The sequence below is a fragment of the Cryobacterium breve genome (genome assembly GCF_004402375.1).
GTDB classification, from domain to species: Bacteria; Actinomycetota; Actinomycetes; order Actinomycetales; family Microbacteriaceae; genus Cryobacterium; species Cryobacterium breve.
This window is the reverse complement of sequence record NZ_SOGJ01000028.1, coordinates 113,656-138,315: the sequence shown is the minus strand read 5'-3', so window position 1 is coordinate 138,315 and position 24,660 is coordinate 113,656. Positions and strand designations below refer to the sequence as shown.

The 24,660-nt window shown below is 66.9% G+C and carries 18 protein-coding genes, 3 tRNA genes and 1 pseudogene; 9 read left to right on the top strand and 13 right to left on the bottom strand.

The annotated features are described in order from the left end of the window. Window positions 1-20: 20 nt before the first annotated feature. The 3 genes from E3O65_RS14135 to E3O65_RS14125 form a co-directional block, all read right to left on the bottom strand. Complete coding sequence (locus E3O65_RS14135; protein ID WP_134364366.1) at window positions 21-854, bottom strand: phosphatidylinositol-specific phospholipase C/glycerophosphodiester phosphodiesterase family protein; 834 nt, start codon at window positions 852-854, stop codon at window positions 21-23. Window positions 855-1,394: 540 nt separating this feature from the next. Then, window positions 1,395-1,467, bottom strand: a tRNA-Arg gene (locus E3O65_RS14130). A gap of 49 nt (window positions 1,468-1,516) precedes the next feature. Further along, window positions 1,517-2,887, bottom strand: a complete 1,371-nt coding sequence (locus E3O65_RS14125) for an MFS transporter (protein ID WP_134364365.1) — start codon at window positions 2,885-2,887, stop codon at window positions 1,517-1,519. A 94-nt stretch (window positions 2,888-2,981) separates the two neighbouring features. Here E3O65_RS14125 and E3O65_RS14120 point away from each other — a divergent pair, with 94 nt between their 5' ends. Then, window positions 2,982-3,716 (top strand): flavodoxin family protein, encoded by a 735-nt coding sequence (locus tag E3O65_RS14120; RefSeq protein ID WP_134364364.1) that lies wholly within the window; start codon window positions 2,982-2,984, stop codon window positions 3,714-3,716. An 80-nt stretch (window positions 3,717-3,796) separates the two neighbouring features. Here E3O65_RS14120 and E3O65_RS14115 read toward each other — a convergent pair whose 3' ends face one another. Together E3O65_RS14115 and E3O65_RS14110 are read right to left on the bottom strand one after the other, a co-directional pair. Next, window positions 3,797-4,333: a hypothetical protein gene (locus E3O65_RS14115; protein ID WP_134364363.1), complete on the bottom strand. Its 537-nt coding sequence runs from the start codon at window positions 4,331-4,333 to the stop codon at window positions 3,797-3,799. 50 nt (window positions 4,334-4,383) lie between these two features. Then, window positions 4,384-5,913, bottom strand: a complete 1,530-nt coding sequence (locus E3O65_RS14110) for an alkaline phosphatase (protein WP_134364362.1) — start codon at window positions 5,911-5,913, stop codon at window positions 4,384-4,386. A gap of 229 nt (window positions 5,914-6,142) precedes the next feature. Between E3O65_RS14110 and E3O65_RS14105 the strand changes: the two genes are divergently transcribed. The 3 genes and pseudogenes from E3O65_RS14105 to E3O65_RS14095 all read left to right on the top strand — a co-directional run bounded on the left by E3O65_RS14105 (window position 6,143) and on the right by E3O65_RS14095 (window position 8,749). Continuing rightward, the gene (locus tag E3O65_RS14105; RefSeq protein WP_134364361.1) at window positions 6,143-7,645 is read left to right on the top strand and encodes an HNH endonuclease signature motif containing protein; all 1,503 of its coding nucleotides are present in this window, start codon (window positions 6,143-6,145) and stop codon (window positions 7,643-7,645) included. A 386-nt stretch (window positions 7,646-8,031) separates the two neighbouring features. Next, window positions 8,032-8,415 (top strand): annotated as a pseudogene (locus tag E3O65_RS17630) (low temperature requirement protein A); the annotation flags it as partial. A 79-nt stretch (window positions 8,416-8,494) separates the two neighbouring features. Continuing rightward, window positions 8,495-8,749, top strand: coding sequence for a hypothetical protein (locus tag E3O65_RS14095; RefSeq protein WP_134364360.1), 255 nt, complete (start codon window positions 8,495-8,497; stop codon window positions 8,747-8,749). 231 nt (window positions 8,750-8,980) lie between these two features. On the opposite strand, the gene E3O65_RS14090 is transcribed toward E3O65_RS14095, so the two are convergent. The 5 genes from E3O65_RS14090 to serS all read right to left on the bottom strand — a co-directional run bounded on the left by E3O65_RS14090 (window position 8,981) and on the right by serS (window position 12,771). After that, window positions 8,981-9,071 (bottom strand) — tRNA-Ser (locus E3O65_RS14090). A gap of 88 nt (window positions 9,072-9,159) precedes the next feature. Further along, entirely contained in the window at window positions 9,160-10,446 is a 1,287-nt protein-coding gene (locus E3O65_RS14085) for an LCP family protein (protein WP_134364359.1), read from the bottom strand. Window positions 10,447-10,487: 41 nt separating this feature from the next. Next, a tRNA-Ser gene (locus tag E3O65_RS14080) sits at window positions 10,488-10,572 on the bottom strand. Window positions 10,573-10,693: 121 nt separating this feature from the next. Next, window positions 10,694-11,506 (bottom strand): HAD family hydrolase, encoded by an 813-nt coding sequence (locus E3O65_RS14075; RefSeq protein WP_134364358.1) that lies wholly within the window; start codon window positions 11,504-11,506, stop codon window positions 10,694-10,696. Continuing rightward, window positions 11,503-12,771, bottom strand: a complete 1,269-nt coding sequence (serS, locus tag E3O65_RS14070) for a serine--tRNA ligase (protein ID WP_134364357.1) — start codon at window positions 12,769-12,771, stop codon at window positions 11,503-11,505. The genes E3O65_RS14075 and serS overlap by 4 nt, the downstream gene beginning before the upstream one ends. A 48-nt stretch (window positions 12,772-12,819) precedes the next feature. On the opposite strand from serS, the gene E3O65_RS14065 reads away from it, so the two are divergent. Then, on the top strand, window positions 12,820-13,815 hold the full coding sequence (locus E3O65_RS14065; RefSeq protein ID WP_134364356.1) for a diacylglycerol/lipid kinase family protein: 996 nt from the start codon (window positions 12,820-12,822) through the stop codon (window positions 13,813-13,815). Between the two features lie 25 nt (window positions 13,816-13,840). Here E3O65_RS14065 and pheA read toward each other — a convergent pair whose 3' ends face one another. Beyond that, complete coding sequence (gene pheA / locus E3O65_RS14060) at window positions 13,841-14,776, bottom strand: prephenate dehydratase (protein ID WP_134364355.1); 936 nt, start codon at window positions 14,774-14,776, stop codon at window positions 13,841-13,843. Between the two features lie 36 nt (window positions 14,777-14,812). On the opposite strand from pheA, the gene pgm reads away from it, so the two are divergent. After that, window positions 14,813-16,429, top strand: coding sequence for a phosphoglucomutase (alpha-D-glucose-1,6-bisphosphate-dependent) (gene pgm, locus E3O65_RS14055; protein ID WP_134364354.1), 1,617 nt, complete (start codon window positions 14,813-14,815; stop codon window positions 16,427-16,429). A gap of 124 nt (window positions 16,430-16,553) precedes the next feature. On the opposite strand, the gene E3O65_RS14050 is transcribed toward pgm, so the two are convergent. Then, on the bottom strand, window positions 16,554-17,261 hold the full coding sequence (locus E3O65_RS14050) for an amidase domain-containing protein (protein ID WP_206750831.1): 708 nt from the start codon (window positions 17,259-17,261) through the stop codon (window positions 16,554-16,556). Window positions 17,262-17,387: 126 nt separating this feature from the next. Further along, window positions 17,388-18,245, bottom strand: coding sequence for a M15 family metallopeptidase (locus E3O65_RS14045; RefSeq protein WP_241988665.1), 858 nt, complete (start codon window positions 18,243-18,245; stop codon window positions 17,388-17,390). 92 nt (window positions 18,246-18,337) lie between these two features. On the opposite strand from E3O65_RS14045, the gene E3O65_RS14040 reads away from it, so the two are divergent. From E3O65_RS14040 to E3O65_RS14030, 3 genes are all read left to right on the top strand, one after another. Further along, window positions 18,338-20,116 (top strand): MDR family MFS transporter, encoded by a 1,779-nt coding sequence (locus E3O65_RS14040; RefSeq protein WP_241985560.1) that lies wholly within the window; start codon window positions 18,338-18,340, stop codon window positions 20,114-20,116. A gap of 137 nt (window positions 20,117-20,253) precedes the next feature. After that, complete coding sequence (locus E3O65_RS14035; RefSeq protein ID WP_134364352.1) at window positions 20,254-20,934, top strand: SDR family oxidoreductase; 681 nt, start codon at window positions 20,254-20,256, stop codon at window positions 20,932-20,934. A gap of 215 nt (window positions 20,935-21,149) precedes the next feature. Next, the gene (locus E3O65_RS14030) at window positions 21,150-24,641 is read left to right on the top strand and encodes a hypothetical protein (RefSeq protein WP_134364351.1); all 3,492 of its coding nucleotides are present in this window, start codon (window positions 21,150-21,152) and stop codon (window positions 24,639-24,641) included. Window positions 24,642-24,660: the final 19 nt, after the last annotated feature.

Below are 24,660 nucleotides of genomic sequence, written 5' to 3'. Positions count from 1 at the left end.
CGGCGAGGGGAACTACGGGATCAGGGGCGGGCGCTGAGGAATTCCCTGAGGCCGACCAGATCGTCGGTGTTGATGTGGTCGACTCCGGCCTCATAGAGCTGCGTCCAGACCGCGTCGCGCGCCGCACCGGCCACATCCGTCGTCGCCCAGAAGCGCACGCGGTAGCCCTTGTCGTGCGCGGTCTGCACGTACTCGTGGAGCTTCGCCCGCTCGGCCTCGGGCATAGCGCCTTCACCGTTCCAGGTGAACAGCCTGGTCCAGTTTTCGCTGACCAGCGGCATGAGTGTGGCCGGGATGTCGCCGGCGAGGTCGCCGGAACGGCCATCGTAGAAGCTGAACCGGTTCGTCTGGGCCCGCATCGTCGCCAGGGGGCGATTGCCGCTCACCACCGCGGTGACCGCCCCGCGCTTGGTCTTTCCGTCGGAGTAGCGGGTCATGATTCCGGAGTGTTCCGCGAGGGCTGCTTCGATCGCCGCGTACGTCGTCTCCGGCTCGGACTTGATGTCGATCAGCAGCTGCACGCTGCCTTTCCAACCGGGGTACACGCTGCGACCCTTCGCGATCTCGTCCAGCGGTTCGAGGTAAAGGCTCTCGAGCGTGACGCCCGGCCGTACCGCCTCGAGGCTGTGCGCGACGAGAAGTTCGCCGCCGATCAGCCAGACGTCGGCCTCCACGCTGGTGAAGCCCTGCTCGAGGGCATCGAAGAGCGGGCGCTCGTGCTCGTAGTCGTTGTGGGCGTGCGCGGCCGCCAGCGGCTCGCCGAGCACGACGTCGACGCCGCGTGAGCGCGCAGCCGTGTGCTGCTCCGGTGGTGCCGCGGCGCCAGCGAGCGTCGCGAAGGCAAGGGCGGCCACGAGGGCCGAGGAAACGGGTGCGAAACGGATGGGAGACTCCTTCAGACTCTGAGCTGCGGTGCGCGTGGTGCTGCAACTTCCTGTGGAAGCCTGCCGAAGTCCCCCTGCATGCTCAAGCCGGCGCGGCGGTGTTCACCAGGGCGTCTTCCGCCCGCCGGTATCTGTTCACGACGACGGATGCGCCTCGGCGTCGGCGTCCGGCGTCGCGGTCAGCAGCCGTCACCAAATCGGTGTGACAAGACATCGCGGTCCATGACCTTCGGAGTTTCCCAGTGCGCGAATGACGCGGAGAACGAAAAGAGCCACTCACCCATGGCCTCGTAGACGGCTGATTCGGGGCCTCGGGCGCCCAAGCTCGCGGCCAGGTGTTCGCGGACGATGAGGTCAGGAGCGCGCCGACGAAGGGATTCGTTTGGTGTGCGCGCACGTAGCAGGTGGATCGGGTATGGCTGACCGTGTGACTGAGCATGGCCCCTCACTCCTTCTGATGAGGAGTGAGCGACGGCCGAAGACCCGCGGAGTTCCGGTCTTCTCTTACTGTGCGCCCGAAGGGATTCGAACCCCCAACCTTCTGATCCGTAGTCAGATGCTCTATCCGTTGAGCTACGAGCGCAGGCTGTCAAACAGCTAAGCGCTCTATGACAACTTGAAAACTATAACAGCTATTCGGCGTGCTCTGGTGCCGCAAGCGCAGCCGGGGTGCGAATTCCGAGCCAGGACACGATCCCACCGGCGATCATCAGGCCCGCCACGACCACCATCACACGCTGGAATCCGCCCACATCGAGCGCGCTCCCGATGATCGTTCCGGCCAGGGCCACCGCGATCAACCCGGCCACGCGGGCCACGGCGTTATTGACGGCCGACCCGATCCCGGCCTGCTCGGCGGGGATCGAGCCCAGCACCGCGGAGGTCAGAGGCGCCACGGTGATGGCCAGACCCAGTCCGATCATCACGATGGCCGGAACGACTTGCACCCAGAGGTCGATGGGCGGCACCGCCCCACGCAGCAGCAGGAAACCGAGGCCCGCGACGACCGGACCGACGGCCATGAACATCCGTGGACCGTAGCGGCCGGCGAGCGTGCCGAACAGGGTCGCGAGCAGGAGCAGCATGACGGTCGCCGGGATTCCCGCGAAGCCGGCCGCGGTGGCGGAGAAGCCGCCGACCTGCTGCAGATAAAGCGTGAAGACGAAGAACCCGAGGCTGAGGGCCGCATAGACGCCGACCGTGGCGAGGTTGCCGACCCCGAAATTGCGGATCCTGAACAGGTCGAGGGGCATCATCGGATGCGGTGCGCGCGCCTCCCACCACAGGAACCCGGCGAAGGCGAGCAGCCCGACGATGAACGGAACGAACACGATTGGGCTGGACCAGCCCAGACGGCCCTGCTCGATCAAGGCGAAGACGGCACCGCCCAGGCCGAACGCCGCCAGACCGGCACCCCACCCGTCGAGGGGCGCGGCCGGCCGGGTGCGCACGGGCTCGTGCAGTCCCACCAGCAGGTACAGGGTGACCGCGATGGGGATCACGTTCAGCCCGAAGATGAGGCGCCAGCTCAGGGTGTCCACCAGGACGCCGCCGAGTACCGGGCCCATGATGCCCGCGATCCCCGTCCAGCCGGTCCAGGTGCCGATCGCTCGGGCCTGTGCCGGCCCCGAGAAGTTAGAGGTGATCAGCGCTAGGGAGCTCGGCACGAGCAAGGCGGCTGCCATGCCCTGCAGCACCCGGGCGACCACGAGGGCGCTCCCCCAGGGTGCTACCGCGCACGCGAGAGAAGTGATTCCGAAGCAGACCAGGCCGATCCGAAGCACCCGCACCCGGCCGAACGTGTCGGAGAGCGACCCGGCCACGAGGATCAGGGCACCCAAGGAGAGCAGATAGCCGTCGACCACCCACTGCTGCAGCGCCAGCCCGCCGCCGAGCTCCCCCGAGATCGCCGGCAACGCGACCGTGACGATGGAGCCGTCCAGAAATGCCACGAACGACGCCAGAATCGCCACGATCAGCACCTGGCGTTCTCTGGACATCATCCTCACACTCAACCTCCTCGGAGCCTGCGGGCGCACCCCGGAGCCCCGCGAGCCGCCCTTGCCGAGGTCGGCGGCCGGTGCAAAACTAGTATCCATGACCGCGACCCACAACACCCAGTCATCCTTAGAATATGCGGGCCTGCGGGCCTTGTTCATCAATTGCACCCTGAAACGAAGTCCGGAAGTCAGCCACACGCAGGGTCTGATGAATCTCAGCATCAACCTGATGCACGAGCAGGGCGTCCACGTCGAGACCATTCGGGCCGTCGACCACGACATCGCCACGGGCGTCTACCCCGATATGACCGAGCACGGCTGGGCGACGGATGCCTGGCCCGCCCTGTTCGAAACGGTGCGTACCTCCGACATCGTCGTGATCGGCGGTCCGATCTGGCTCGGCGACAACGGCTCCGTCACCAAACGCGTCATCGAACGCCTTTACGCCATGTCGGGCGAGTTCAACGACCAGGGTCAGTATGTTTACTACGGCAAGGTGGGCGGCGCCGTCATCACCGGCAACGAAGACGGTGTGAAGCATTGCGCGTCGAACGTGCTCTACAGCCTGCAGCACATCGGGTTCACGGTCCCCCCGGCGGCGGACGCCGGCTGGATCGGTTCGATCGGCCCGGGGCCGAGCTACCTGGACCCGGGATCCGGCGGACCGGACAGCGACTTCACGAACCGCAACGTGACCTTCATGACCTGGAACCTGATGCATTTGGCTGCGATCCTGAAGGCCAGCGGCGGCATCCCCGCGTACGGCAATCTGCGCGGCGAGTGGGATCAGGGCGAGCGGTTCGGATTCCAGCCGAACCCGGAGTACCGGTAGCGGCGCCGTCGCGCCGGAAGAGAGGGCACTGCATCCCTGACCCTGACCTTAGTTCCGGGCAGCCGGGGGCAGCGGATCGGCTATTCATTCACGAGCACGGGCACACCGAGAGCCACTCCGACAGCCTGGCCGGCCAGGACAGCCGGGACCTCGATCCGGAAGATCATTCGTTCGTCCGGAGCTGTCTCGTGGGCATGCGACGGGTCAGTCGAGCCGAGATGGTGCACGAAGCGATCGGTGCCGAGCAGATTCCCCTGCTCGTCGTAGAACCCGGCCAGAACCTGTAGGTCGATCACCTCACTTACGTCGCTGGTGACCCGCACGGCCCCGGTGACGGAGGCGCCGTCGAAGGCCAAGTCCTCCAGGGAGAACCGGTCATCGAACGGGCCGGCCACCTGAACGATCTCACCACGGCTCGGCTGGGCCTGCGCCATGCCGACAAGTTCGGGCTCCCCCGTCGCCGCGGCGAGCCCGGCAAAAGACATCTGCGGTGTCACCACGGCGGGCACAGCATCCGTGCCCGCCGGGTTGGTGACGGCCAGTGTGACCGTGGCCAGTCCGGCGACCAACCCCACCACGATGACCAGGGCCGCAAGCTGAGGTGTTCTGAGTTTCATTCGATTCTCCTGAGGTGCGGTCGCCGGCTGGGTGGTTGGTTCGGTCCGCGCTATCGGATGACGCGCAGGGCGTGGCCGACGATGGTGAACAGGGCCGTGTTGTCGGTGGTGCCTTCCAACTGGTCGGAGCCGGGACCGGAGGCGTAGACCGGGACATCCGCGCCGGTGTGGTTGCTGGAGAGGTAGCTCAGCCACAGACCGGCCTCTGGGGAACCGTCGGTGACACCGGCCGGGTCGGTGGGTGTGCGGAAGGTGGCCGGGCCGAAGTTCTTCGCGTCGGCCGCGCCCGATCCGTTCACGATGCCGGTGGATCGGGCCGCATCCCGCGCATTGCTCGGCCTGGTCGGCGCGGAGTTGTTGGCGGTGTTGCCGCTGTCGACGTTGGCCGGAGGGGTCGACGCCTCAGCATTGGTGAAGGTTCCCTTTTCAATGATGTTGAACCCGGCGCATTCGTGGTCTGCCGTGACGATGACGAGGGTGTTACCGTCGCGCTGGGCAAAGTCCTGCGCGATCGTGACGGCGTCGTCGAAGGCCTTGATCTCATCGAGGGTCTGGGCTGCGTCGTTGGCGTGGGAGCGCTTGTCGATCAGCGCCCCTTCGATCTGCAGGTAGAAGCCCTTGTCGCTCTTCTCGCCCTTCTCGTTCTTCTCACCCTTCTCGCCCTTATGGCTGAGCAGCTCGATGGCCTTGCTCGTCATCTCCGGCAGGCTCGGCTCCTGCGCTTGGGCCGACGAGGGGTTGTCACGTTTGGACTTTTCGACGGTGAGGTTGCCTCGGTTGAACAGCCCGAAGACCTTCTGGCCGGTGGCGGCCGCGAGGTCGGTTTTCGTGGCCGTCCTCTGGTTCGCGATCGAACCGAGCACCGAGTAGCCCTGGGCGGTCAGCGCTGCCTCGTCGGCGGCATCGAAGCGGCCGAGGCCACCGCCGAGGATCACATCGGCGGTGCCGTTGCGGGCAATCTGATCGGCGATGGGGGTCACCCGTACGTCGGTCGTGGGCAGAGCGGACCCGGTCAGCGCGAGGTCCTGGCAGGACGCGTCGGAGTAGACCGGCCCCTGGCATCCTCGGGCGAGGGCGTGGCTCATCTGGCCGGCCGGCGTGGCGTCGGTGACCTCCGCCGTGGACACGTTGCCGGTGCGATAGCCGGCCTTCTTGGCAAGTTCCATCATCGTCGGCACGGCGACGCCTTTGGCATCGACGCCGAGGGCGGCGTTGTACGTCTTGACACCCGAGGCCCAGGCGGTCGCGGCCGAGGCGGAGTCCGTGACCGGGTTGGGGCGGAAGTCTGCCTGGCCGGGCTGACCGGAGAGTTTCTCCACCGCATAGGTGCTCACATGCCCCTGCGCCTCCAGAGTCTCCATGGCCAGCTTTCCGTCCGAGCCGTAGAAGCGCTCCCGGGCAGCGGTGACGTGGGTGCGACCCATGCCGTCCCCGAGCAAGTAGATGACATTCTTCGCTCGACCCTTGTCGTCGTCGGCCGAGGCCGAGAGGGAGGTGCCGACCAGGCCGGTGAGGGTGGCGGTGGCCGCCAGGGCCACCACCAGTGTTGTGGCAGCCAGCGCCGAGAAGGGACGTCGCATGTTTCTCCTGAGGTGGGGACAACGAGAGTGACAGCTTCTGTTGCCACCCTCGGACTCTAGATGTCAGTGGTGTCCCCCGAATGGCCGCCGGATGAACAACCTTTCCGGCTCGGCTTGCTCGGCTTGCTCGGCTTGCTCGCACCCGGCTTCAGTATCGATGGAGCGAAATGGTTTCGATTTAAGTTGTTAACATATTGACGCTATATTAGAAGATAGCTACTATATAGGTATGGCAGGAGCCCCCACTCCGAACTCTCCGACCGCCTCTATTCCGGCGGTTTCTTCCCTCGTGCAGCAGCTGCAGCAGACCCGTGACCTGGCCGCGGCGGTTCTCGATTCGGTGTCCTTCTCGCTGCTGAGCGAGGCGGATGCGATGGCAGTGCTGGGCACGGTGGAAGACCTCGGCCGTCGAGTCGATGCCGCCAGGGTCGCATCCGCCGCTGACATCGCGGTGCGGTCCCGAAGCATCCTCGGCCACGAGTCCCTCGCCCACAAGAACGGCGCCTCCAGCGGCACCGACCTGATCACCCGGTTGACGCGCATCTCATTCCGGGAGGCGAACCGGCGGGTGCGACTCAGCGACAACGTACTGCCTCGCATGGCCGGCACGAGCGTGTTGCCGCCGTTCTACCCGGCCGTGGCGGATGCCCTCGCGGCCGGTGACCTCGGTGTGGATGCGGCGGAGAATATCGTCACCGCCCTCGACCGAGTCGCGGCGCGGGTCGCGCCGGACGACCTTGGCATGGCCGAGCGCACCCTGGTCGCCCATGCGACCGGTGCTGTCACCGAAGAGACCCTCGGGCTTCCCGGTGAGGGGTTCGCGTTCCCGGCGGACCTGGTGCGGGGGATGGCAGGGCAGTGGCAGGCCCACCTCGACCCTGACGGCACCGCCCCCACTGAGCCCGTCGCTCAGGCCCGCAGCACTGTCGGATTCGGCCTCTTCCGCGACGGCCTCTATCCGCTCCGCGGCGGGGTCACCCCAGAACTGCGCGGCATCATGAACGGGATCTTCGACACCTACCTCTCCGCGCACGCGGCGCCAGCGTTCCCCACCGAGGAGGAGCAGGCGCGGATGGATGCTGGGGAGCTCATCCCGGGAGCCGAGGCCGCGGCCCTCAGCGATGACCGAAACGGTGGTGAGAAGCGGGCCGACATCCTCCGGGGTGTCCTTGAGGCTGCCACTCGGGATGCGGGAACCCCGTCGATGGGTGGTGCCGCGCCGACGGTGATGATCCACGTGAACCAGTCTGACCTGGTCGCCGACCGCGGAGTGGGCTGGATCGACGGCGTCGAAGCGCCGATCTCGCTGACCAGCGTGACGCAAGCCATCTGCGCCGGCGGTTTTCAGCAGATCGTGTGTGGACCGAACGACGAGGTGCTCACCCTCAGCACCGAGAGACGCTTCTTCAACCGGTCCCAGCGCCGCGCCATCGCCGCCCGCGACGGCGGTTGCATCATTCCGGGGTGCACGGTGCCGGCAGCCTGGTGCGAGGTTCACCACGTGATTCCCTGGTCCCGAGACGGGAGGACCGCGATCGAGAACGGGGTGCTGCTCTGCTGGTATCACCACCACAGCATCGACACCTCCGGGTGGGAAATCCGCATGGCGAGAGGCAAACCCGAAGTCAGGGCACCGCTCTGCTTCGACCCTGGCCGCAGATGGCGGGCAGCTGGGAATAATCGGGCGGGGTCTGGGCTCCGGTCTCGACAGGCTCGACCAGCGCCAGACTAGTTTTCTGGGATCGGGGTGCCCGGTAGACGGGCTCAACCAGCGCTGGCAGCCGATTTCCTGGGCAATCACGCGCTCCACTTCGTCCCTCGTCGCGCCGAGCAGTCGACGTCGCGCGACCCATCGCCAGGGTCTCCGCGCAGTCCACCAGGTGCAGCGGATCGCGCGTGAAGAACGTCGAAGCCCACCCGGCCGCTGGCAGGCCGCAGAGGGGTACCCTCGGAGCATGGTGAACCCCGACGGGACTGAGGCATCGAACAAGTTTCCCGCCGACCCGGTCGAGTTATTCTTCGATCTCGCGTTCGTCTTCGCGTTCTCCCAGCTCGTGAAGCTCCTTCTGGGGGGCGCCGACCTGGGCCACCGTCGGTCAGGCAACGCGACTGTTCCTGATGCTGTGGCTGCCATGGACCCAATTCACGTGGTCGGCCAACGCTGTCCCCAGGCGATCGAGAACCGTCCGCGTGCTGTTCCTGATCGCGACCGCTGCCAGTGTCCCGATGGCGGCGGCGCTCCCGAGCGCCTTCGCTGAAAGCGGCCCCTTCTTCGCGATTCCTTTGGCCGCCATCTCTCTCATGGGTGTCGCCCTCATGGTCATCGGCCTCCCTGTGCAGGCGCGGGCGTACCGATCGGTGCTGAAGTACTCGGCGCCCACGCTAGTGGCCATGACGCTGTTCGTGATCGGCGGGTTCCTGACAGATATAGCCCGTGACGTGGCATGGATCCTCGGCGTGCTCGTCATGAAGCCCCCGATCCAGGCCGGCGGACAAGACTGGGTGATCCGTCCGTACCACTTTGCCGAACGCCACGCGATGTTCATCATCGTCGCACTCGGGGCCCCCGGCGTATCGAACGATGGGCGCAGTCGGCTTCGTGCTGTACTTCGGCAGTATGGGCTACGCCGCGCGCCGCTCCCACGGAATAATCACCTACGAACGGTTCATCGCGGTCGCGCTGATCGTCGCCCTCTTGTTCATCGGCAGCAATATAAGTGGCGTCGTCCTGCTGGTCGCTATCGACCTCATCCTGCTCACCGCACTAGTCCTCGAACACCGGCGATTCGAACCCACCCCGACCGGGGCACCAGAAGAAACTTCGACTGCAACCTGAGTCCCGAAAATTGTCAGCCCTGCAAGCCTTTTCCAGCGAATTGTTCGCATCAGTCGCGGAGGGGTCAAGCCGAAACGACTCTGCTCTGCCGATCACCGCCGGCAAGCGTCGCGCAGTGTGAGTATGCTGCCACGCTTCGGGGCCCACCTCGGGCTGTGCCTCTACAATGTGGGCGAACGCTGTGCTCCACACATATGCGAGAAAACCCCCAGCTCGCCAGGGGTTTTTCAGCGGAGACGGTGGGATTTGAACCCACGGTACCCCGTGAAGGGTACTCCACCTTAGCAGGGTGGTGCACTAAGCCGTACTATGCGACGTCTCCTTGGTGCCTGCACTGCAAACACACGATAGCAATCATAACCGTACTGACGGCATCCGCACGAACCGGGCCGCGTGGTGCCCGTCGGGCGCTACTGGTCGTCGAGCGTGCGCCCGACCGAACAGGTGAGTTCGCCCGCGGTCTGGCCGGTCACGGAGTCCGAGAGCACGGTTGTCGACGGATCCGTCACAGCCGGGTCGGGGACGGCGGGGTTCGCAACCTCGCCGGTCTCCGGGTCGGTGGTGGCTACCGGCGCAGGTTCGGCTTCCACTGGAGCGCTCGGGTCGATGGTCGCGCCTCCCCCGGTAGTTCCGCCCAACTGGAGCGAGGCGTCAGCGGCAACCGCAGCGAAGAGGTCCTCAAAGTCGGGTTCGATCGCCTCCACCCCGCCGTCGACCGTGCCGGTCGGCACCTGAATGAAGACGACCTTGCTGAGGTCGATGTCCTTCAGCGCCACCGCGATCGAGGCAAGAGTGGAGACATCGTTCAGATTCGTGGACAGGCTCATGTTCGCCGTCACGGCTTTGGCCAGCGAGTAGACCTTGAGCGGATCGGTGAGGGTCTCGGCGCTCTTGACCGTGCGCATGAGCGAGGAGAGGAACACCTGCTGGTTGCTGATCCGGGTCAGGTCACTGCCGTCGCCGACGCCGTGGCGGGTGCGCAGGAACTGGAGCGCGGCCGTGCCCTCCAGGGTGTGCATGCCGGCCTCCAGGTACGTGTTCGTGTACTCGTCCTCGATGTCCTCGGCGACACAGACCGGAACGCCTCCGACCGCCGTGGACATGGCGATGACCCCGTTGAATTGCACCTCCGCCGCGTAGGGGATGCTCAGACCGGTGAGCTTCTCCACGGTGAGCACCGTGCAGGCCAGGCCGCCGTAGGTGAGCGTGGTGTTGATCTTCTGGCTGCTCATCGCGTTGAAGGTGCCACCCTCCGGGTCGGGGCACTCGGGGATGGGCACGTACAGGTCCCGAGGAAAGCTGATCACGGAGGCGTTGCTGTGGTCCTCGGAGATGTGCAGCAGCATGGTCACGTCGTTGAGGTCGCCGGTGGAGTCTTCGGGACCGAATGATTCGCCCTGGCCTTTGCGGCTGTCACTGCCGACGATGAGCAGGTTCACCCCACCTTTGATCGCATCGATGCTGGGTGCCGGGCCCTCGGTCTCGTTGGCGAGCTTCACGCTCGGCTGCACGCTCGCGGCGACGTCGTAGGTCGCGATCGCGGCAACGGACACGCCGCTCACGAGCAGGACGGCCAGTGAAGCGGCAAGAACCTTGGCCAGGGCGGTGAATGGGTTGGAGCGACGGAGGCGACCGTGGCGGGCGATGGTGGCGAGCTTCCTCGTTCGTGACGAGCGGGGGCGCATTTGGTCGCTCACTCAGGTCCCTTCGTTGATGCAGGCCGTGCAGAGTAAAGGTGCGGAGGGCGTGGGATTCGAACCCACGAGACATCTCTGCCCACCAGTTTTCAAGACTGGCTCCATCGGCCGCTCGGACAGCCCTCCCGATTCACTGCCCGACTGCGCTGATCGAACACGCGACGCGGACTTGCGAATACCGACCGATTCTAACCGCTCGCCGACTGACCACAGTGCCAGAAGATGCTGGCAGCCGGCTGGGCACCCGCTACAGGCTGCCTAGAACGACAGCGAGCCCGTCTTCGTGCACGGCCCCGGTGATCTCGCTCGCCACGGAAAGAACGTCCTGCGGTGCCTGGCCCATGGCCACTCCACGGCCGTGAATCGCCGCCCACTCCAGCATCTCGATGTCGTTGCGGCCGTCGCCGACGGCCATCACCCGGCTGCGCGGAATTCCGAACTCGGCCCGCACCCGTTCCATGGCCGTGGCCTTGTTCACGCCGTCAGGGGCGATGTCCAGCCACGCGGTCCAGCCGATCGCGTAGCTCACCCGGTTCAGACCCATCCGGTCCACGACCTTGAGGAAGTCCTCCATGTCATGATCGGGCGAGATCACGACCACGCGGGTGGCGTCCTGGGTCAGGAGATCGTCGAAACCGACGTGCTCGCTGTCCAGCCCGATCGTGGCATCCGGGAAGGGCTCGGTGTACCGGTAGAAACCGTGTTCGTCCTCGACCGCATATCGGGCGCCGACCAGGTGCGAGCGGATCTGGAGGAGCACAGCCGTCGGATCGAAGGTCTCGACCCATTCGCGCCGGTAGCCGGTGGGTGCGTCCGGGTCGCGGTGCAGGGTGATCGCGCCGTTCGAGCAGACCACGAACCGCGGCTTGATGTCGAGACGGTCCAGCACCGGCAGTGTGGCGGCAGCCGAGCGGCCGGTGGCGAGCATGACCTCGTGACCGACGGCAGTGAGCCGCTGAATCTGGTCGACTACTCCGGCGCTGATCGTGCCGTCTTCGTGCATGGTGGTGCCGTCGATGTCGAGGGCGACCAGCCAGGGGGCATCCGTCATCATTGTCATGCACCCACCGGACGGATGATCTCGAGGCCGCCCAGCCAGGGGCGCAGTGCCTCGGGGATCAGCACCGAACCGTCCGCTTGCTGGTGCGTCTCGAGCAGGGCCACGATCCAGCGCGTGGTCGCCAGGGTGCCGTTGAGAGTGCCGACCGGCGCGGTCTTACCCGATTCGGTTCGGTAACGGATGTCCAGGCGACGTGCCTGATATGTGGTGCAGTTGCTGGTGCTGGTCAGCTCACGGTAGGCGTTCTGGGTGGGGATCCAGGCCTCGATGTCGAACTTGCGAGCGGCGCTGGAGCCGAGATCGCCGGCAGCCACGTCGATGACACGGTAGCTGAGGCCGAGAGCCTGGAGCATGTCTTCCTGCAAAGCGACGAGGCGGTCGTGCTCGGCCTCCGCGTTCGCAGGCAGCACGTAGGTGAACATTTCCAGCTTGTTGAACTGGTGCACGCGGATGATGCCGCGGGTGTCCTTGCCACCCGAACCAGCCTCGCGGCGGTAGCAGGTGGACCAGCCGGCGTAGCGGAGCGGGCCGTCGGTCAGGTCGAGAATCTCGTCCGAGTGATAGCCGGCTAGCGCGACCTCGCTCGTGCCGGTGAGATAGAGGTCCTCGGCGGGCAGGTAGTAGATCTCGTCGGCGTGCTCGCCGAGGAAGCCGGTGCCGTCCATGATCTCCGGACGCACCAGCGTGGGGGTGATCAGCGGGATGAAACCGGCCGTGAGCGCCCGGTCGAGCGCCATGTTCATCAGCGCGATCTCGAGGCGGGCGCCGATGCCGCGCAGGAAGTAGAACCGGGCGCCGGACACCTTGGCCCCGCGTGCCATGTCGATGGCGCCGAGCAGTTCACCCAGCTCGAGGTGGTCGCGCGGCTCGAAGTCGAAGGTGGGCACGGAGCCGTGGGTGCGGAGAGTGACGAAGTTCTCCTCGCCGCCGACTGGGACACCGTCGATGACGGGGTTCGCGAGGGTGCGCAGGACCGTCGTGAATCGAGCCTCCGCCCCGGCGGAGGCTGCAGCGGCCGCCTTGACCTCGGCGGCCAGGTTCTGCGCCTGGGCGACGAGGGCTTTCTTCTCCGCGGGGGGCGCGGCAGCGACCTCCCTTCCAAACTGGTTCTGAGCCGCGCGCAGCGCCTCGAACGCCTGGATCGTGGCGCGACGCTCCGCGTCGGCGGCGAGCGCATCGTCGACCGCCTCGACCGACGCACCGCGCGCTTTCTGCGAACGCTTGATGAGGTCGGGATTCTCTCGCAGCAGCACAGGATCAATCACCGGACCAGTCTACAAGCGCCTGCCCCGGCAGCTTGCTAGCCTTGCCGGGTGGATACTCCCGATCAGCCTCACGTTGTTCGGCGAGCCGCGGTCGTCTACAACCGCCTCAAAGTCGACCAGGACCGTCTGCGGGCCAGTGTGGCCCGAGCCGAGGGCGCGGCCGGCTGGGCGGAGTCCCTGTGGTTTTCCACCAGTGCCGATGATGCGGGCCAGGATGCCGCTCGGCTGGCACTCCGGCAGGGCGCGACCCTGGTTCTCGCGGCCGGCGGCGATGGCACCGTTCGAGCCGTCGCCCAGGTGCTGCAGGGCTCGGGCGTGCCTCTGGCCATCGTGCCGCTCGGAACCGGCAACCTACTGGCCCGCAACCTGCGCCTGCCGCTGTCGAGCGTGGACGAGGCCACCACGATCGCATTCACGGGCCTGGACAAACCGATCGACGTCGGGGTGGCATCCGTTCGCAGCGACGACGGCACCACGTCCGACCATGTCTTCCTCGTGATGGCGGGCATCGGCATCGACGCACAGATGATCGCCAGCACCCGACCCGATTTGAAGAAGACGGTGGGCTGGCTGGCCTACGTCGACGCCGTGGCGCGGGTGCTGCCCCGGGTGAAGCCGTTTTTGATCCGGTACAGCCTGAACGGTCGCCCCCACCGGCCGGCGCACGTCAGCACCATCCTGATCGGTAACTGCGGCCAACTGCCGGGCAATATCCAAATCCTGCCGGATGCCCGCATCGACGACGGCATCCTCGACATTGCGATGCTGCAGCCCAAGGGATTCCTCGGCTGGCTCACGATCTGGCGCCGGGTGACGTGGGAGAACGGCGTGCTGCGGCGTTCGGCCGTTGGGCGGCGCATCCTCAAGCGCACCGAATCGACCACGGCCCGGGTGATGACGACGCTGCAGGCCGCCGACGTGCGCATCGTGCTGGTCGAGGCCCACGATTTCGAGATCGACGGCGACGCGCTCGGTCCCGTGCGCGCGGTCTCGCTGCGCACCGACCCGGTCTCTCTGGTGATGCGCGTCCCCGCCACGGCCTGAGCGCCTCAGCGGGCTGGGTCTGGGACTAGTCCTCGCCGAGCAGGCCGCTCAGCCAGGCCCGTGCGCCGCTGAAGACCTCGTCGTCATAGCGAGAGGTGAACTCGATCGGTTGCTTGTCGGCCCGCGGGTACGACCCGAGGAACATCACCTGCGGGCTGAACCGGCGCAGGCCGAGCAGCGCATCGGCCACCCGCTCGTCGTGGATGTGACCGTCGGCGTCGATCACGAAGCGGTAGCGCCCCATCGCGTCGCCGATCGGACGTGACTGGATCAGGCTCAGGTTCACCCCCCGAGTGGCGAACTGTTCAAGCATCTCGAGCAGGGCGCCGGAGCGGTCCTCGGGCAGCTCCACGATCAAGCTGGTCTTGTCGGCGCCCGTCCGGGGAGGCAGTGCGGTCGTGCGACTGACGAGAACGAAACGGGTGACCGCATTCGGGTTGTCGCCGATGCTGCGGGCCAGCACGTCTACATCGTGGTGCTTCTCGATGCCGGGCGGGGCGATGGCGGCATCCGCCTGCGCGGATTCGGACAGCGACGCGGCGGCGGCCACGTTGCTCGACGCGGGAAGGTGGCCGTGGTGCGGCAGGTTCGTCTCCAGCCAGCGGCGGCACTGCGCATAGGCGACCGGATGCGCGTTGACGGTTTTCACATCGGCCAGCTCGGTGCCCGGACGAGCCACCAGGACGAAGTTCACCGGCACCAGGTACTCACCGATGATGCGGAGCCCGGGAACGCTGGCGAGAGCGTCCTGCGTGGCGGACACTCCGCCGTCGACAGAATTCTCGATCGCGATCATAGCGGCGACGCTGCGTCCGGACACGACGTCGTCGAATGCCTCTCCCACGTTGTTCACGGCCCGCCACGGTTTGTTCCTGGCTTCGGCGACCTGGGCGAGGGCAGCCTCCGTGAACGTGCCCGTCGGCCCGAGGAAGCTGTAGCTGACATTGGAGGACTCGGGCATGGAGATCAGCCTAGTTGCAGTGCAAGACTGGGAACCATGAACGAACGCGCGGGCACAGCGGCCCTGGAATCTGACCTTGTCGATGTCGAAGCGCTGGTGAAGGCGTACTACAACCTGAAACCGGATGTCACGGTACCAGCCCAGCGGGTTGCCTTCGGCACCTCCGGACACCGAGGGAGCTCCCTCAACACCGCCTTCAACGAAGACCACATCATCGCGACCACTCAGGCGATCGTGGAATACCGCGCATCCCAGGGCATCTCCGGGCCGCTCTTCATCGGCACCGACCCGCACGCCCTCAGCGCGCCGGCGTACACGACCGCCCTCGAAGTGCTCGTCGCCAACGGCGTCCGCGTTCTGGTCGACGAATTCAACGACTACGTGCCGACCCCGGCGCTCTCGCACGCGATCCTGGCTTACAACCGAGCGGGGAACAGCGACGAGGCCGACGGGATCGTGGTCACCCCGAGCCATAACCCGCCCTCCGACGGCGGCTTCAAGTACAACCCGCCCCACGGCGGACCGGCCGACAGTGATGCCACCTCCTGGATCGCCAACCGGGCCAACGAGCTGATCGCGGGCGGGCTCACAGACGTGAAGATGAGCGAGCCCAGCGCGGTCGAGACCTACGACTTCCGCGGCGCGTACGTGAACGACCTCGAGAACATCATCGACATGGCCGCGATAAAGGCCAGCGGCATCCGGATCGGCGCCGACCCGCTCGGCGGGGCGAGCGTCGGATACTGGGGCGCCATCCGCGACCGCTACGAGCTCGACCTGACCGTGATCAACCCCCACGTCGACCCCACCTGGCGCTTCATGACCCTGGACTGGGACGGCAAGATCCGGATGGATCCGTCGAGCCCCTCGGTGATGGCATCCGTCGCCGCCCATAAGGACGAGTTCGACATCGTCACCGGCAACGACGCCGACGCCGACCGCCACGGGATCGTCACGCCCGACGGCGGGCTGATGAACCCGAACCACTTCTTGGCCGTGGCCATCGATTACCTGTACAGCCACCGCGACGGCTGGCGGGCGGATGCCGCCATCGGCAAGACGCTCGTCTCCTCCACCATGATCGACCGGGTCGCGGGCTTCCTCGGCCGTGACCTCTGGGAGGTTCCGGTCGGATTCAAGTGGTTCGTTCCGGGTCTGATCGACGGCTCGGTCGCCTTCGGCGGGGAGGAGAGCGCTGGCGCCAGCTTCGTGCGCTTCGACGGAACCGTCTGGACCACCGACAAGGACGGCATCCTGCTTGCCCTCCTTGCCTCCGAAATCCTAGCCGTGACCGGCAAGACCCCCAGCCAGCGCTACGCCGAACTGGCCGAGCACTTCGGCGCCCCGGCCTACGCCCGAGTGGATGCCGCGGCAACGCCGGCCCAGAAGGCCCAGCTGTCCAAGCTCGACGGCGACGCGATCACGGCCACCGAGCTCGCCGGCGAGAAGATCATCGCGAAGATGAGTCATGCGCCCGGCAACGGTGCGGCGATCGGCGGAGTCAAGGTCGTCACCAAGAACGCCTGGTTCGCAGCCCGACCCAGCGGCACCGAGGACGTCTATAAGATCTACGCCGAGTCGTTCCAGGGCCCGGAGCACCTGAAGCAGGTGCAGATCGAGGCGAAGGCCATCGTGGACGACGCGATCGCCTAGCGCACCCCCAGCGCCGTTACGCGGGTGGCGTGCCACCCGCGTAACGGCGCTGCTTCAGCGCGAGGCCGTGGCGACGTGCCCACTGCGGTTTACGTGACGACGGTCGAGCCTGTCGAGACCAGCGCTAGGGAATGCTCCAGTAGTACGCCGTGGCGCCCGGGTGCTTCTCGGTGATCGCGTAATCCACCGAGCGGTAGTCGGTGTCGTCGGTGTGTCCGGCGTAGAAGATCTGGATGTCGTCGCCTGATCCCTCGATCCGGGTCACCACCCCGGTGTGGTCGCGGTCGCCCGAATTGTCCCAATCGAACTGGGCAACGTCGCCGATCTTGACCTGGTCACGCTGATCATCCGTCAGAGCCGTGGCCCGTCCGGACTGCGCGATGTAGTCCCGGAATGCGGTGGAGCTGATCCAGGGCGAGGATGTCTCGAAGTCGGAGCCGGTCCCCTCGGACCACCACTCCTCGTCCATGGTCCAGCCGCGCTCGATCAGGGACTGGCTGGTGAAGTTGACACAGTCATTGTCGGTGATCACGCCGTAGGCGTCGGTGTTGTAGTTGGTCCAGTGGGCGAGCATGTAGTTCACCTGGGCCTGCACCCGGGAGTCGATGGGAACGGGCTCTCCAGCGTCGGCCGGCTCGGCCCGCTCCGGTTCCGTCGCGTCGGCACCCGTCGTGCCGGTGCCGTCCGCGGAATTCGTCGACGCAGCATCCGGGGCAGCCGGGGTCGAGGTGGCCGAGGGCTCGTCTGTGCCCATCGAGGCCACCGCAGCCGTTCCGGCGACCAGGCCGCCGAGGACGAGTACGACAACGCCGATACGGAAGCGTCGAGTCAAAACCACAGATATCTCTATTCGATCGGGGTGTCACACATGCGGGCGACGAAAGACCCCGGATGGGGGACACGTCCAGATAATCACACTTATCCGGGAAATGTCAGAGTGTTCCTGTGAGGCGTGGACTCAGTTGTAGCCGGGAGCCGCCGGCAACCCGAAGAACTCCTCGAGGGTGGTCACCCCGACGGCGTGCATTTCGGTCGCGAGCTCGGTGCCGATGAAACGGAAATGCCAGGGTTCGTAGGCGTAGCCGGTGATCTCCACCTTGTCGGCGGGGTACCGCAGCAGGAAGCCGAATCGCCACCCGTTCTGCGCGAGCCACTGCCCCTGCACGGTGTCGCCGAAGCAGGTGGCCAGGGAACAGTTGCCGGGCAATGCGCTGATGTCGATGGCCAGCCCGGTCTGGTGCTCACTGGTTCCCGGGCGTGCCGTGCTCCTGTCGGCGACCGCTTGGCCGTTGGCGTCGACGTCGCCGGCGTAAAGGTCGACCTGAGTGGTGTAGCTGCGGTAGGCGCTCTGCGATTGCAACTGCAGCCCCGTTTCCGCCTCGAAGGCCGCGAACAGCGAGACGACGGAGGCGGCGGCCTCCTGGCGCAGCAACGGAGTCCAGACGTGGGCCACCGGCACCTCGACGAGGTCCGTCGGGGCGTAGTCGGCGGGGTTCAGCGGCCGGGTCTTGTCGACGACGAGCCACAAGCTGGCCGGGTCGTCGAGGGAACGCGCCGACCGGTCGAAAGTCGGCACGACGGCCGGCTCCGGGGAGTCGGTCGGGGCAGCCCGAGTCGGGGTGGGGCTGATGGTCGGTTCACTCAGGGGTACGGATGTCGGATCCACGACGGGGCTGACGGCCAACGGCGACGTCACCCCAGTGACGGCTCCGGCCAACACCGCCACGGCAGAAAGCACGGCTATGACGATGGACAGCGCAATGATGCGCCTCCGCCGGAACGGGGGTGCTGCCCCCTGTGCTTGTTTTCCCCACACGTTCGCGAGCCTAGACCGGCCGGGGCCGGGCGGGCATCCGACGGCCCGAAGATGCTTGAATATTGTTTGCTTGTCCTGTAAATTTGCGCTTGATGCAAACTTCTCCTGCCCTCTCCGCCCCGCCGCTCATGTCCCACCGGCAGATTCTGTTCGTCATCGTCGGGCTGATGGCCGGCATGTTCCTCTCGGCTCTCGACCAAACCATCGTGGGCACGTCGATGCGCACCATCGCCGACGACCTCGACGGGATGGCGCTGCAGGCCTGGGTGACGACCGCCTATCTCATCGTGTCGTGCATCAGCACGCCCATTTACGGCAAGCTCAGCGACATCTTCGGTCGGCGTCCATTGTTCCTGATCGCGATCACCATCTTCCTGGTTGGTTCGCTCCTGGCCGGAATGGCGAACTCGATGTACGAGCTCGCGATCTTCCGGGCCGTCCAGGGGCTTGGGGCCGGCGGTCTGATGGCACTCCCCCTCACGATCATGGGCGACATGCTCGCTCCCCGCGAGCGCGCGAAATACCAGGGGTACTTCCTGGCCGTCTTCGGGGTGTCCAGCGTGATCGGGCCGCTCATCGGCGGCGTGCTGTCGGGATCGGAGTCCATCCTCGGCATCACGGGCTGGCGCTGGGTCTTCCTGATCAACCTGCCCATCGGCATCGTCGCCCTGTTCGTCGTGCTCAAATTCCTGCACGTGCCACACTTCGCCCGCCCCGTGCGCATCGACTGGTGGGGGGCGGTGACCGTGATCCTGGCGGCCGCCCCGCTGCTGCTCGTGGCCGAACAGGGCCGCACCTGGGGCTGGGGCTCGGTCGCCTCTGTCACCTGCTACGTGATCGGCGCACTCAGCGTCGTGGGCTTCATCCTGGTCGAGCGCAGAATGGGCGACGACGCGCTCATCCCGCTGAAGCTGTTCAGGTCGTCCACCTTCTCGATGGCGACCGTCCTAGGCGTCCTCGTCGGCTTCGGCATGTTCGGCGCCATGATGACGGTGCCGCTCTACCTCCAGCTGGTGAACGGTGCCACGCCCACCGAGAGCGGTTTCCTGATGCTGCCGATGATCGCGGGACTGATGATCTCCTCCATCGTGAGCGGCCAGCTGATCGCCCGCACCGGGCGCTACAGGATGTTCCCCACGATCGGCACGGCCTTCATGTCGACTGGTTTCCTGCTCCTCACATTCGCCACCGCCGACAAACCGGTCGGCTTCATGATGGCCGGGATGCTTCTGATCGGCCTCGGCCTCGGCCAACTCATGCAGACGCTCACGATCGCCAGCCAGAACGCCGTCGGCCCGCGGGACATCGGGGTGGCCACCTCCGCCTCGACCTTCTTCCGGCAGATCGGCGGCACGCTCGGCACTGCAGTGCTGTTCTCAGTGCTGTTCAGCCGCATCCCGGATACGATCGGTGCGGCGTTCGGCGATTCCACCCTGGCTGCCGGCGTCAGGGCCGCCTCAACGGACCCTGCGGCGCAGGCGGATCCGGCCAACGCCGGCATCCTGAAGCTGCTGGCCGACCCGGGGGCGGTGGGCGGTGCCCTGGACGGGGACACCTCGTTCCTGAACGCGGCCGACCCGCGGCTCGCCCAGCCGTTCCTGGTTGGCTTCAACGACGCATCCGTCACCGTCTTCTGGGTCAGCCTGGCCGTCGTGCTGACGGCGTTCGTGCTCAGCTTCTTCCTCACGGCCCCGCCGCTGCGCACCACCTCTGCTCTGCAGGAAACGGCCGACGAGAACGCAGCCGAACTGGCCGGGCAAGCCGAGCTGACCCTGGACGCGCAGCGGGCCGCGGACACCATGGGAGCCCTGATCGAGCCAGGGATCGACGGGGGCGAATTCGAACGTGCGGCGCGCGCGAAGTCCCACTAGCGCCCCTCACGAATTCGACGGAGATTTTGCTCTCCCGGCCCTGTTCTGGGCTCAGATCGTCGAGTTGAGCCGACATCTCCGTCGAATTCGCACAGCGGGCCGGGAATTGTGCGGGTCGGCCGGGCGTTGTTCTCTGCATGCGCATTGTTATTGCAGGTGGACATGGAAAAATCGCTCGTCAGCTGGCACGGAAGCTGGCACAGGACGGCCACGAGGTCGTCGGACTGATCCGCTCGGACGAACAGCGGGCGGATCTCGTCGCCGACGGGGCCGTGCCGGTGGTGATCAGCCTTGAGCAGTCATCGGCCGCCGACGTCGCCCAGCTCTTGGCCGGCGCCGACGTGGCGGTGTTCGCCGCGGGCGCCGGGGCAGGCGGCAGCGAGGAGCGCCGGCAGGCCGTCGACTTCGGCGGCTCGGTGCTGCTGGCCGACGCGGCCGAAGCAGCGGGGGTGCCCCGTTTCATTCAAATCTCCTCGACCGGCACCGAGAAGGTGCGGAACGGCCAGACCCCGGCGGATGTCCCGGCGGACTTCCTTGGCTACCTCCAGGCCAAGCTGGCGGCCGAAGACGACCTCGTCGCCCGCTCCCTGAACTGGACGATCGTTCGTCCCGGCGGCCTGCTCGATGAGCCCGGCACCGGCATGGTGCGCCTGAGCCCCGCCGGCCCCGGCCTGCCGGAGGCACAAGCGAGCGTGCCCCGCGCCGACGTCGCCGCCGTGCTGGCCGAGCTGATCACGAGTGGCGCCGCACCACGCCGGGTGCTGCATCTGGTCACCGGTGACGACTCGGTCACCACCGCTGTGGCCGCGTTCGCCTAGACCGATCCGGCTCTAGACCGGCCCGATGTCCTGGCGAACCGAACCAACGGCGCCTGGACCATCACGCACTGAGTCACCTCGGGGCATGCTCGTCTGGAGAGCGGCAGCTTGAATGCGCGACGGATGTCTGAAATGCTGTGAGAGCGCTCTCTCGGTGACCCGGGAAGCCCAATCCCGCCGGAACATCCGTCGGGGTGAATTCAATGGAGGATCCCATGTCCCTCGAGCCCATCATTCAGCACACCGACCGGGGCGAGATCCCGCTCGACCCCGCGGAGGGCTCTGTTCGGGGTGGACCGGTGGATCTGGACGGGCGCCGGTTCTACCGGATCGAGGCCTACGACCAGATGCCCCCGTTCTTCATGACCCTCGTCGGCGCGAGCGACGTCTGGCTCTTCATCTCGAGCACGGGCGGTCTGACGGCGGGCCGCGTCGACGCCGACCGGGCTCTGTTCCCGTATTACACCGACGACAAGGTCACCGAGAGCGCCGGGCGCACCGGCGGATTGAGCGTGCTGCTCGTCCGACGCCCCGACGGCACCAGCACTCATTGGCAGCCGTTCGCAGAGCTGCGCCCGGGCGATGAGCACGTGCAACGCACGCTCTACAAGGACGCCCTCGGCACGACTCTGGTCTTCGAGGAGACCCGTCCGGATCTCGGCCTGCGCCTGCGCGTGACCTGGCAGACCAGCGCCCGCTTCGGCGTCGTGCGCGGCTGCGCCCTCACCTCGCTGGCCGACACCCGGCAGTCCCATCCCGCAGAGCCCCTCGACGTCGACCTCCTCGACGGCCTGGTGAACATCCTTCCCGCCGGGGCGGGCAAGAAGACGCAGAACGAGTTGAGCGTGCTGCTCGACGCCTACAAGCGCGCCGAGCTCGACCCGTCGACGGGCCTCGGCCTGTTGACACTGAGCGCGACGCTCTCCGACCTCGCCGAGCCCAGCGAGTCGCTACAGGCCAACGTGGCCTGGCAGGTCGGGCTGAACAACGCCGAGCACCTGCTCTCGACCAGCCAGGTCTCCGCCTTCGCCCGGGGCAGGGGCATCACCGGCGAGACGGATGTCCGCGGGCAGCGCGGCGCCTACCTCGTGCGCACCCGGATCACGATGGCCCCCGGCAGCACTGTCCGCTGGCAGATCGTCGCCGACGTCAACCAGGACGCGGCCGATGTCGTGGGCCTGCGTGCGAAGCTTCGCGATCCGCTCGCCCTCGCCGAGGAGCTGGCGGCCGATATCTCCGGCACCCGGTCCGACCTGGAGACGATCCTCGGGGCCACCGACGCTGCCCAGCACACCGGTGACGAGCTGGCGACCATCCACCACACCGCCAATGTGCTCTTCAACACCATGCGGGGTGGCGTTCCCGCCGAAGGCTACACGGTGGAGTCGAGCGACGTGCGGGCGTTCATCTCCCAGCGGAGCCAGGCGACGGCCAGGCGCTGCGCCGCAGTGCTGGAGGCCCTGCCCGAGCGGCTGCGAGCCGACGAGCTCATCGCCATCATGCAGGCGCACGGCGATGTTGACCTGTGGCGCCTTGCCACGGAATACCTGCCGCTCACGTTCAGCCGCCGGCACGGCGATCCGAGCCGGCCGTGGAACCAATTCCGAATCGTGCTGAACGACGAGCGCGGCATCCGTCGCCTGGAATATCAGGGCAATTGGAGGGACATCTTCCAGAACTGGGAAGCGCTGGCCTGGTCGTTTCCCGAATACGTGGAGTCGATGATCACGATTTTCCTCGACGCCACCACCGCCGACGGCTACAACCCGTACCGGATCTCACGCGAGGGTATTGACTGGGAGATTCCGGAGCCCGAGGACCCGTGGGCCAACATCGGCTACTGGAGCGACCATCAGATCATCTACCTACTCAAACTGCTCGAAACCTCGCACCGCTTCCACCCGGGGCGCCTCGACGCCCTCGTCAACCGGGCGGCCTTCACGCACGCCGACGTGCCGTACCGGATCGCCGCGTACGCTGACATCCTCTCCGACCCGTACAACACCATCACCTTCGACGACGAGCGGCAGCGAACGATCACCCGGCGGGTCGCCGCAGAGGGGTCGGACGGCCGCCTCGTGCACGGCGCCGACGGCGACCTCGTTCGGGTGACGCTGGCCGAGAAGGTGCTGCTGCTGCTGCTGGCCAAGCTCGTCAACCTGGTGCCGGACGGCGGCATCTGGATGACGACCCAGCGCCCGGAATGGAATGACGCCAACAACGCGCTCGTCGGCCGGGGCCTGTCGGTGGTCACGCTCGCCTACCTGCGCCGCTATGTGGTCTTCATGCAGGGCCTCCTGTCGGTCGACGTCGAGCTCTCGAGCGAGCTCGCCGGACTGCTCACCGCGGTGCGCGACGTGCTTTTCGAGCACACGGATGCCCTGGCAACCGGTTTCGATCCCACTCGCCGCAAGACCGTCATGGACGGGCTGGGCGAGGCAGGGACCAGCTACCGGGAGCAGGTCTACGCCGGGTTCGGCGGCGACCGGTCCACGGTCGCCGCTGAAGACGTCGCCGAGTTGCTGGATCTGGCACGGCGCTTCGTCGAGTCCGGCCTGCGGGCCAACCGGCGGGGCGACGGGCTCGTGCACTCCTACAACGTGCTGCACCTCGAAGGCGATACCGCCGACGTGCGACGGCTCGCGGAGATGCTCGAGGGCCAGGTCGCCATCCTCTCATCCGGCCTGCTCAGTCCGGAGACGTCCTTGGACCTGCTCCGCGCCCTGCGCACGAGCCGGCTGTACCGCGCCGACCAGCACAGTTATATCCTCTATCCCGACAAGGAACTGCCGTCCTTCCTCGCTCGGAACACCTTCAGCACCACACGCGCCGCCGACTGCCCTCTCGCCCTGCGCCTCGCCGCGTCCGGCGACCGCAGCATCGTCGTGCGCGATGTCCAGGGAGACCTGCACTTTGCCGCCCACATCCGAAACGCCGGGGGCGTGTCGGAGGCGCTGGACCGGCTCAGCGCCGACCCTGCCCTGCATCACGCCGTGGAACAGGACCGGGCAGAACTACTCGCCATCTTCGAGGAGGTCTTCCGGCATGCTGAATTCACCGGGCGCTCCGGCTCGTTCTTCGCTTACGAGGGTCTCGGCAGCATCTACTGGCACATGGTCTCGAAGCTGCTTCTCGCGGTGCAGGAGACACTCGAACGGGCCGTCGTCGAGCAGGCGGATGAGACGGCGATCTCTGGGCTGAAGGCGGCGTACGAGGATGTGCGGGCCGGCATCGGCTACCGCAAGGACCCGCTGACCTACGGCGCGTTTCCCACCGATCCCTACTCGCATACGCCCGCCGGTCACGGCGCCCGGCAGCCGGGCATGACCGGGCAGGTCAAGGAGGAGGTGCTCACCCGGTTGGGCGAGCTCGGCTTGCGGGTCGAGGACGGTCGCATCCGGCTCCGGCCCATTTTGCTCCGGGCCGGCGAGTGGACCACGACGCCCGGCACGTTCACCTATCGGGACGTCACCGGTGAGCAGCAGAGCGTCGAGCTGCCCGCGGGAGCGCTGGCGTTCACGTTCTGCCAGGTCCCCGTCGTGTTCCGCCGGGGCGGCCCGCTCGAAGTGGTCGCATCCCTGGCGGGCGGCACTCAGGTGACCGAGACGGGCGGCGCGCTCGACGCCGACGTGAGCGCGAGCGTCTTCCGCCGCGACGGCCGGGTGCGCTCTCTCACGGTGACCGTGCCGGAGCACACCGGAATCTGACCAAACCGGGGCGGCGGCC

What these genes read in the sequence shown, in the direction of transcription:
- E3O65_RS14125 (WP_134364365.1), bottom strand. Translation starts at nt 2,887, where the DNA reads ATGATGTCCAGAGAACGCCAGGTGCTGATCGTGGCGATTCTGGCGTCG.
- E3O65_RS14120 (WP_134364364.1), top strand. Translation starts at nt 2,982, where the DNA reads ATGACCGCGACCCACAACACCCAGTCATCCTTAGAATATGCGGGCCTG.
- E3O65_RS14115 (WP_134364363.1), bottom strand. Translation starts at nt 4,333, where the DNA reads ATGAAACTCAGAACACCTCAGCTTGCGGCCCTGGTCATCGTGGTGGGG.
- E3O65_RS14110 (WP_134364362.1), bottom strand. Translation starts at nt 5,913, where the DNA reads ATGCGACGTCCCTTCTCGGCGCTGGCTGCCACAACACTGGTGGTGGCC.
- E3O65_RS14105 (WP_134364361.1), top strand. Translation starts at nt 6,143, where the DNA reads ATGGCAGGAGCCCCCACTCCGAACTCTCCGACCGCCTCTATTCCGGCG.
- E3O65_RS14095 (WP_134364360.1), top strand. Translation starts at nt 8,495, where the DNA reads ATGGGCGCAGTCGGCTTCGTGCTGTACTTCGGCAGTATGGGCTACGCC.
- E3O65_RS14075 (WP_134364358.1), bottom strand. Translation starts at nt 11,506, where the DNA reads ATGACAATGATGACGGATGCCCCCTGGCTGGTCGCCCTCGACATCGAC.
- pheA (WP_134364355.1), bottom strand. Translation starts at nt 14,776, where the DNA reads ATGCCCGAGTCCTCCAATGTCAGCTACAGCTTCCTCGGGCCGACGGGC.
- pgm (WP_134364354.1), top strand. Translation starts at nt 14,813, where the DNA reads ATGAACGAACGCGCGGGCACAGCGGCCCTGGAATCTGACCTTGTCGAT.
- E3O65_RS14040 (WP_241985560.1), top strand. Translation starts at nt 18,338, where the DNA reads ATGCAAACTTCTCCTGCCCTCTCCGCCCCGCCGCTCATGTCCCACCGG.
- E3O65_RS14035 (WP_134364352.1), top strand. Translation starts at nt 20,254, where the DNA reads ATGCGCATTGTTATTGCAGGTGGACATGGAAAAATCGCTCGTCAGCTG.
- E3O65_RS14030 (WP_134364351.1), top strand. Translation starts at nt 21,150, where the DNA reads ATGTCCCTCGAGCCCATCATTCAGCACACCGACCGGGGCGAGATCCCG.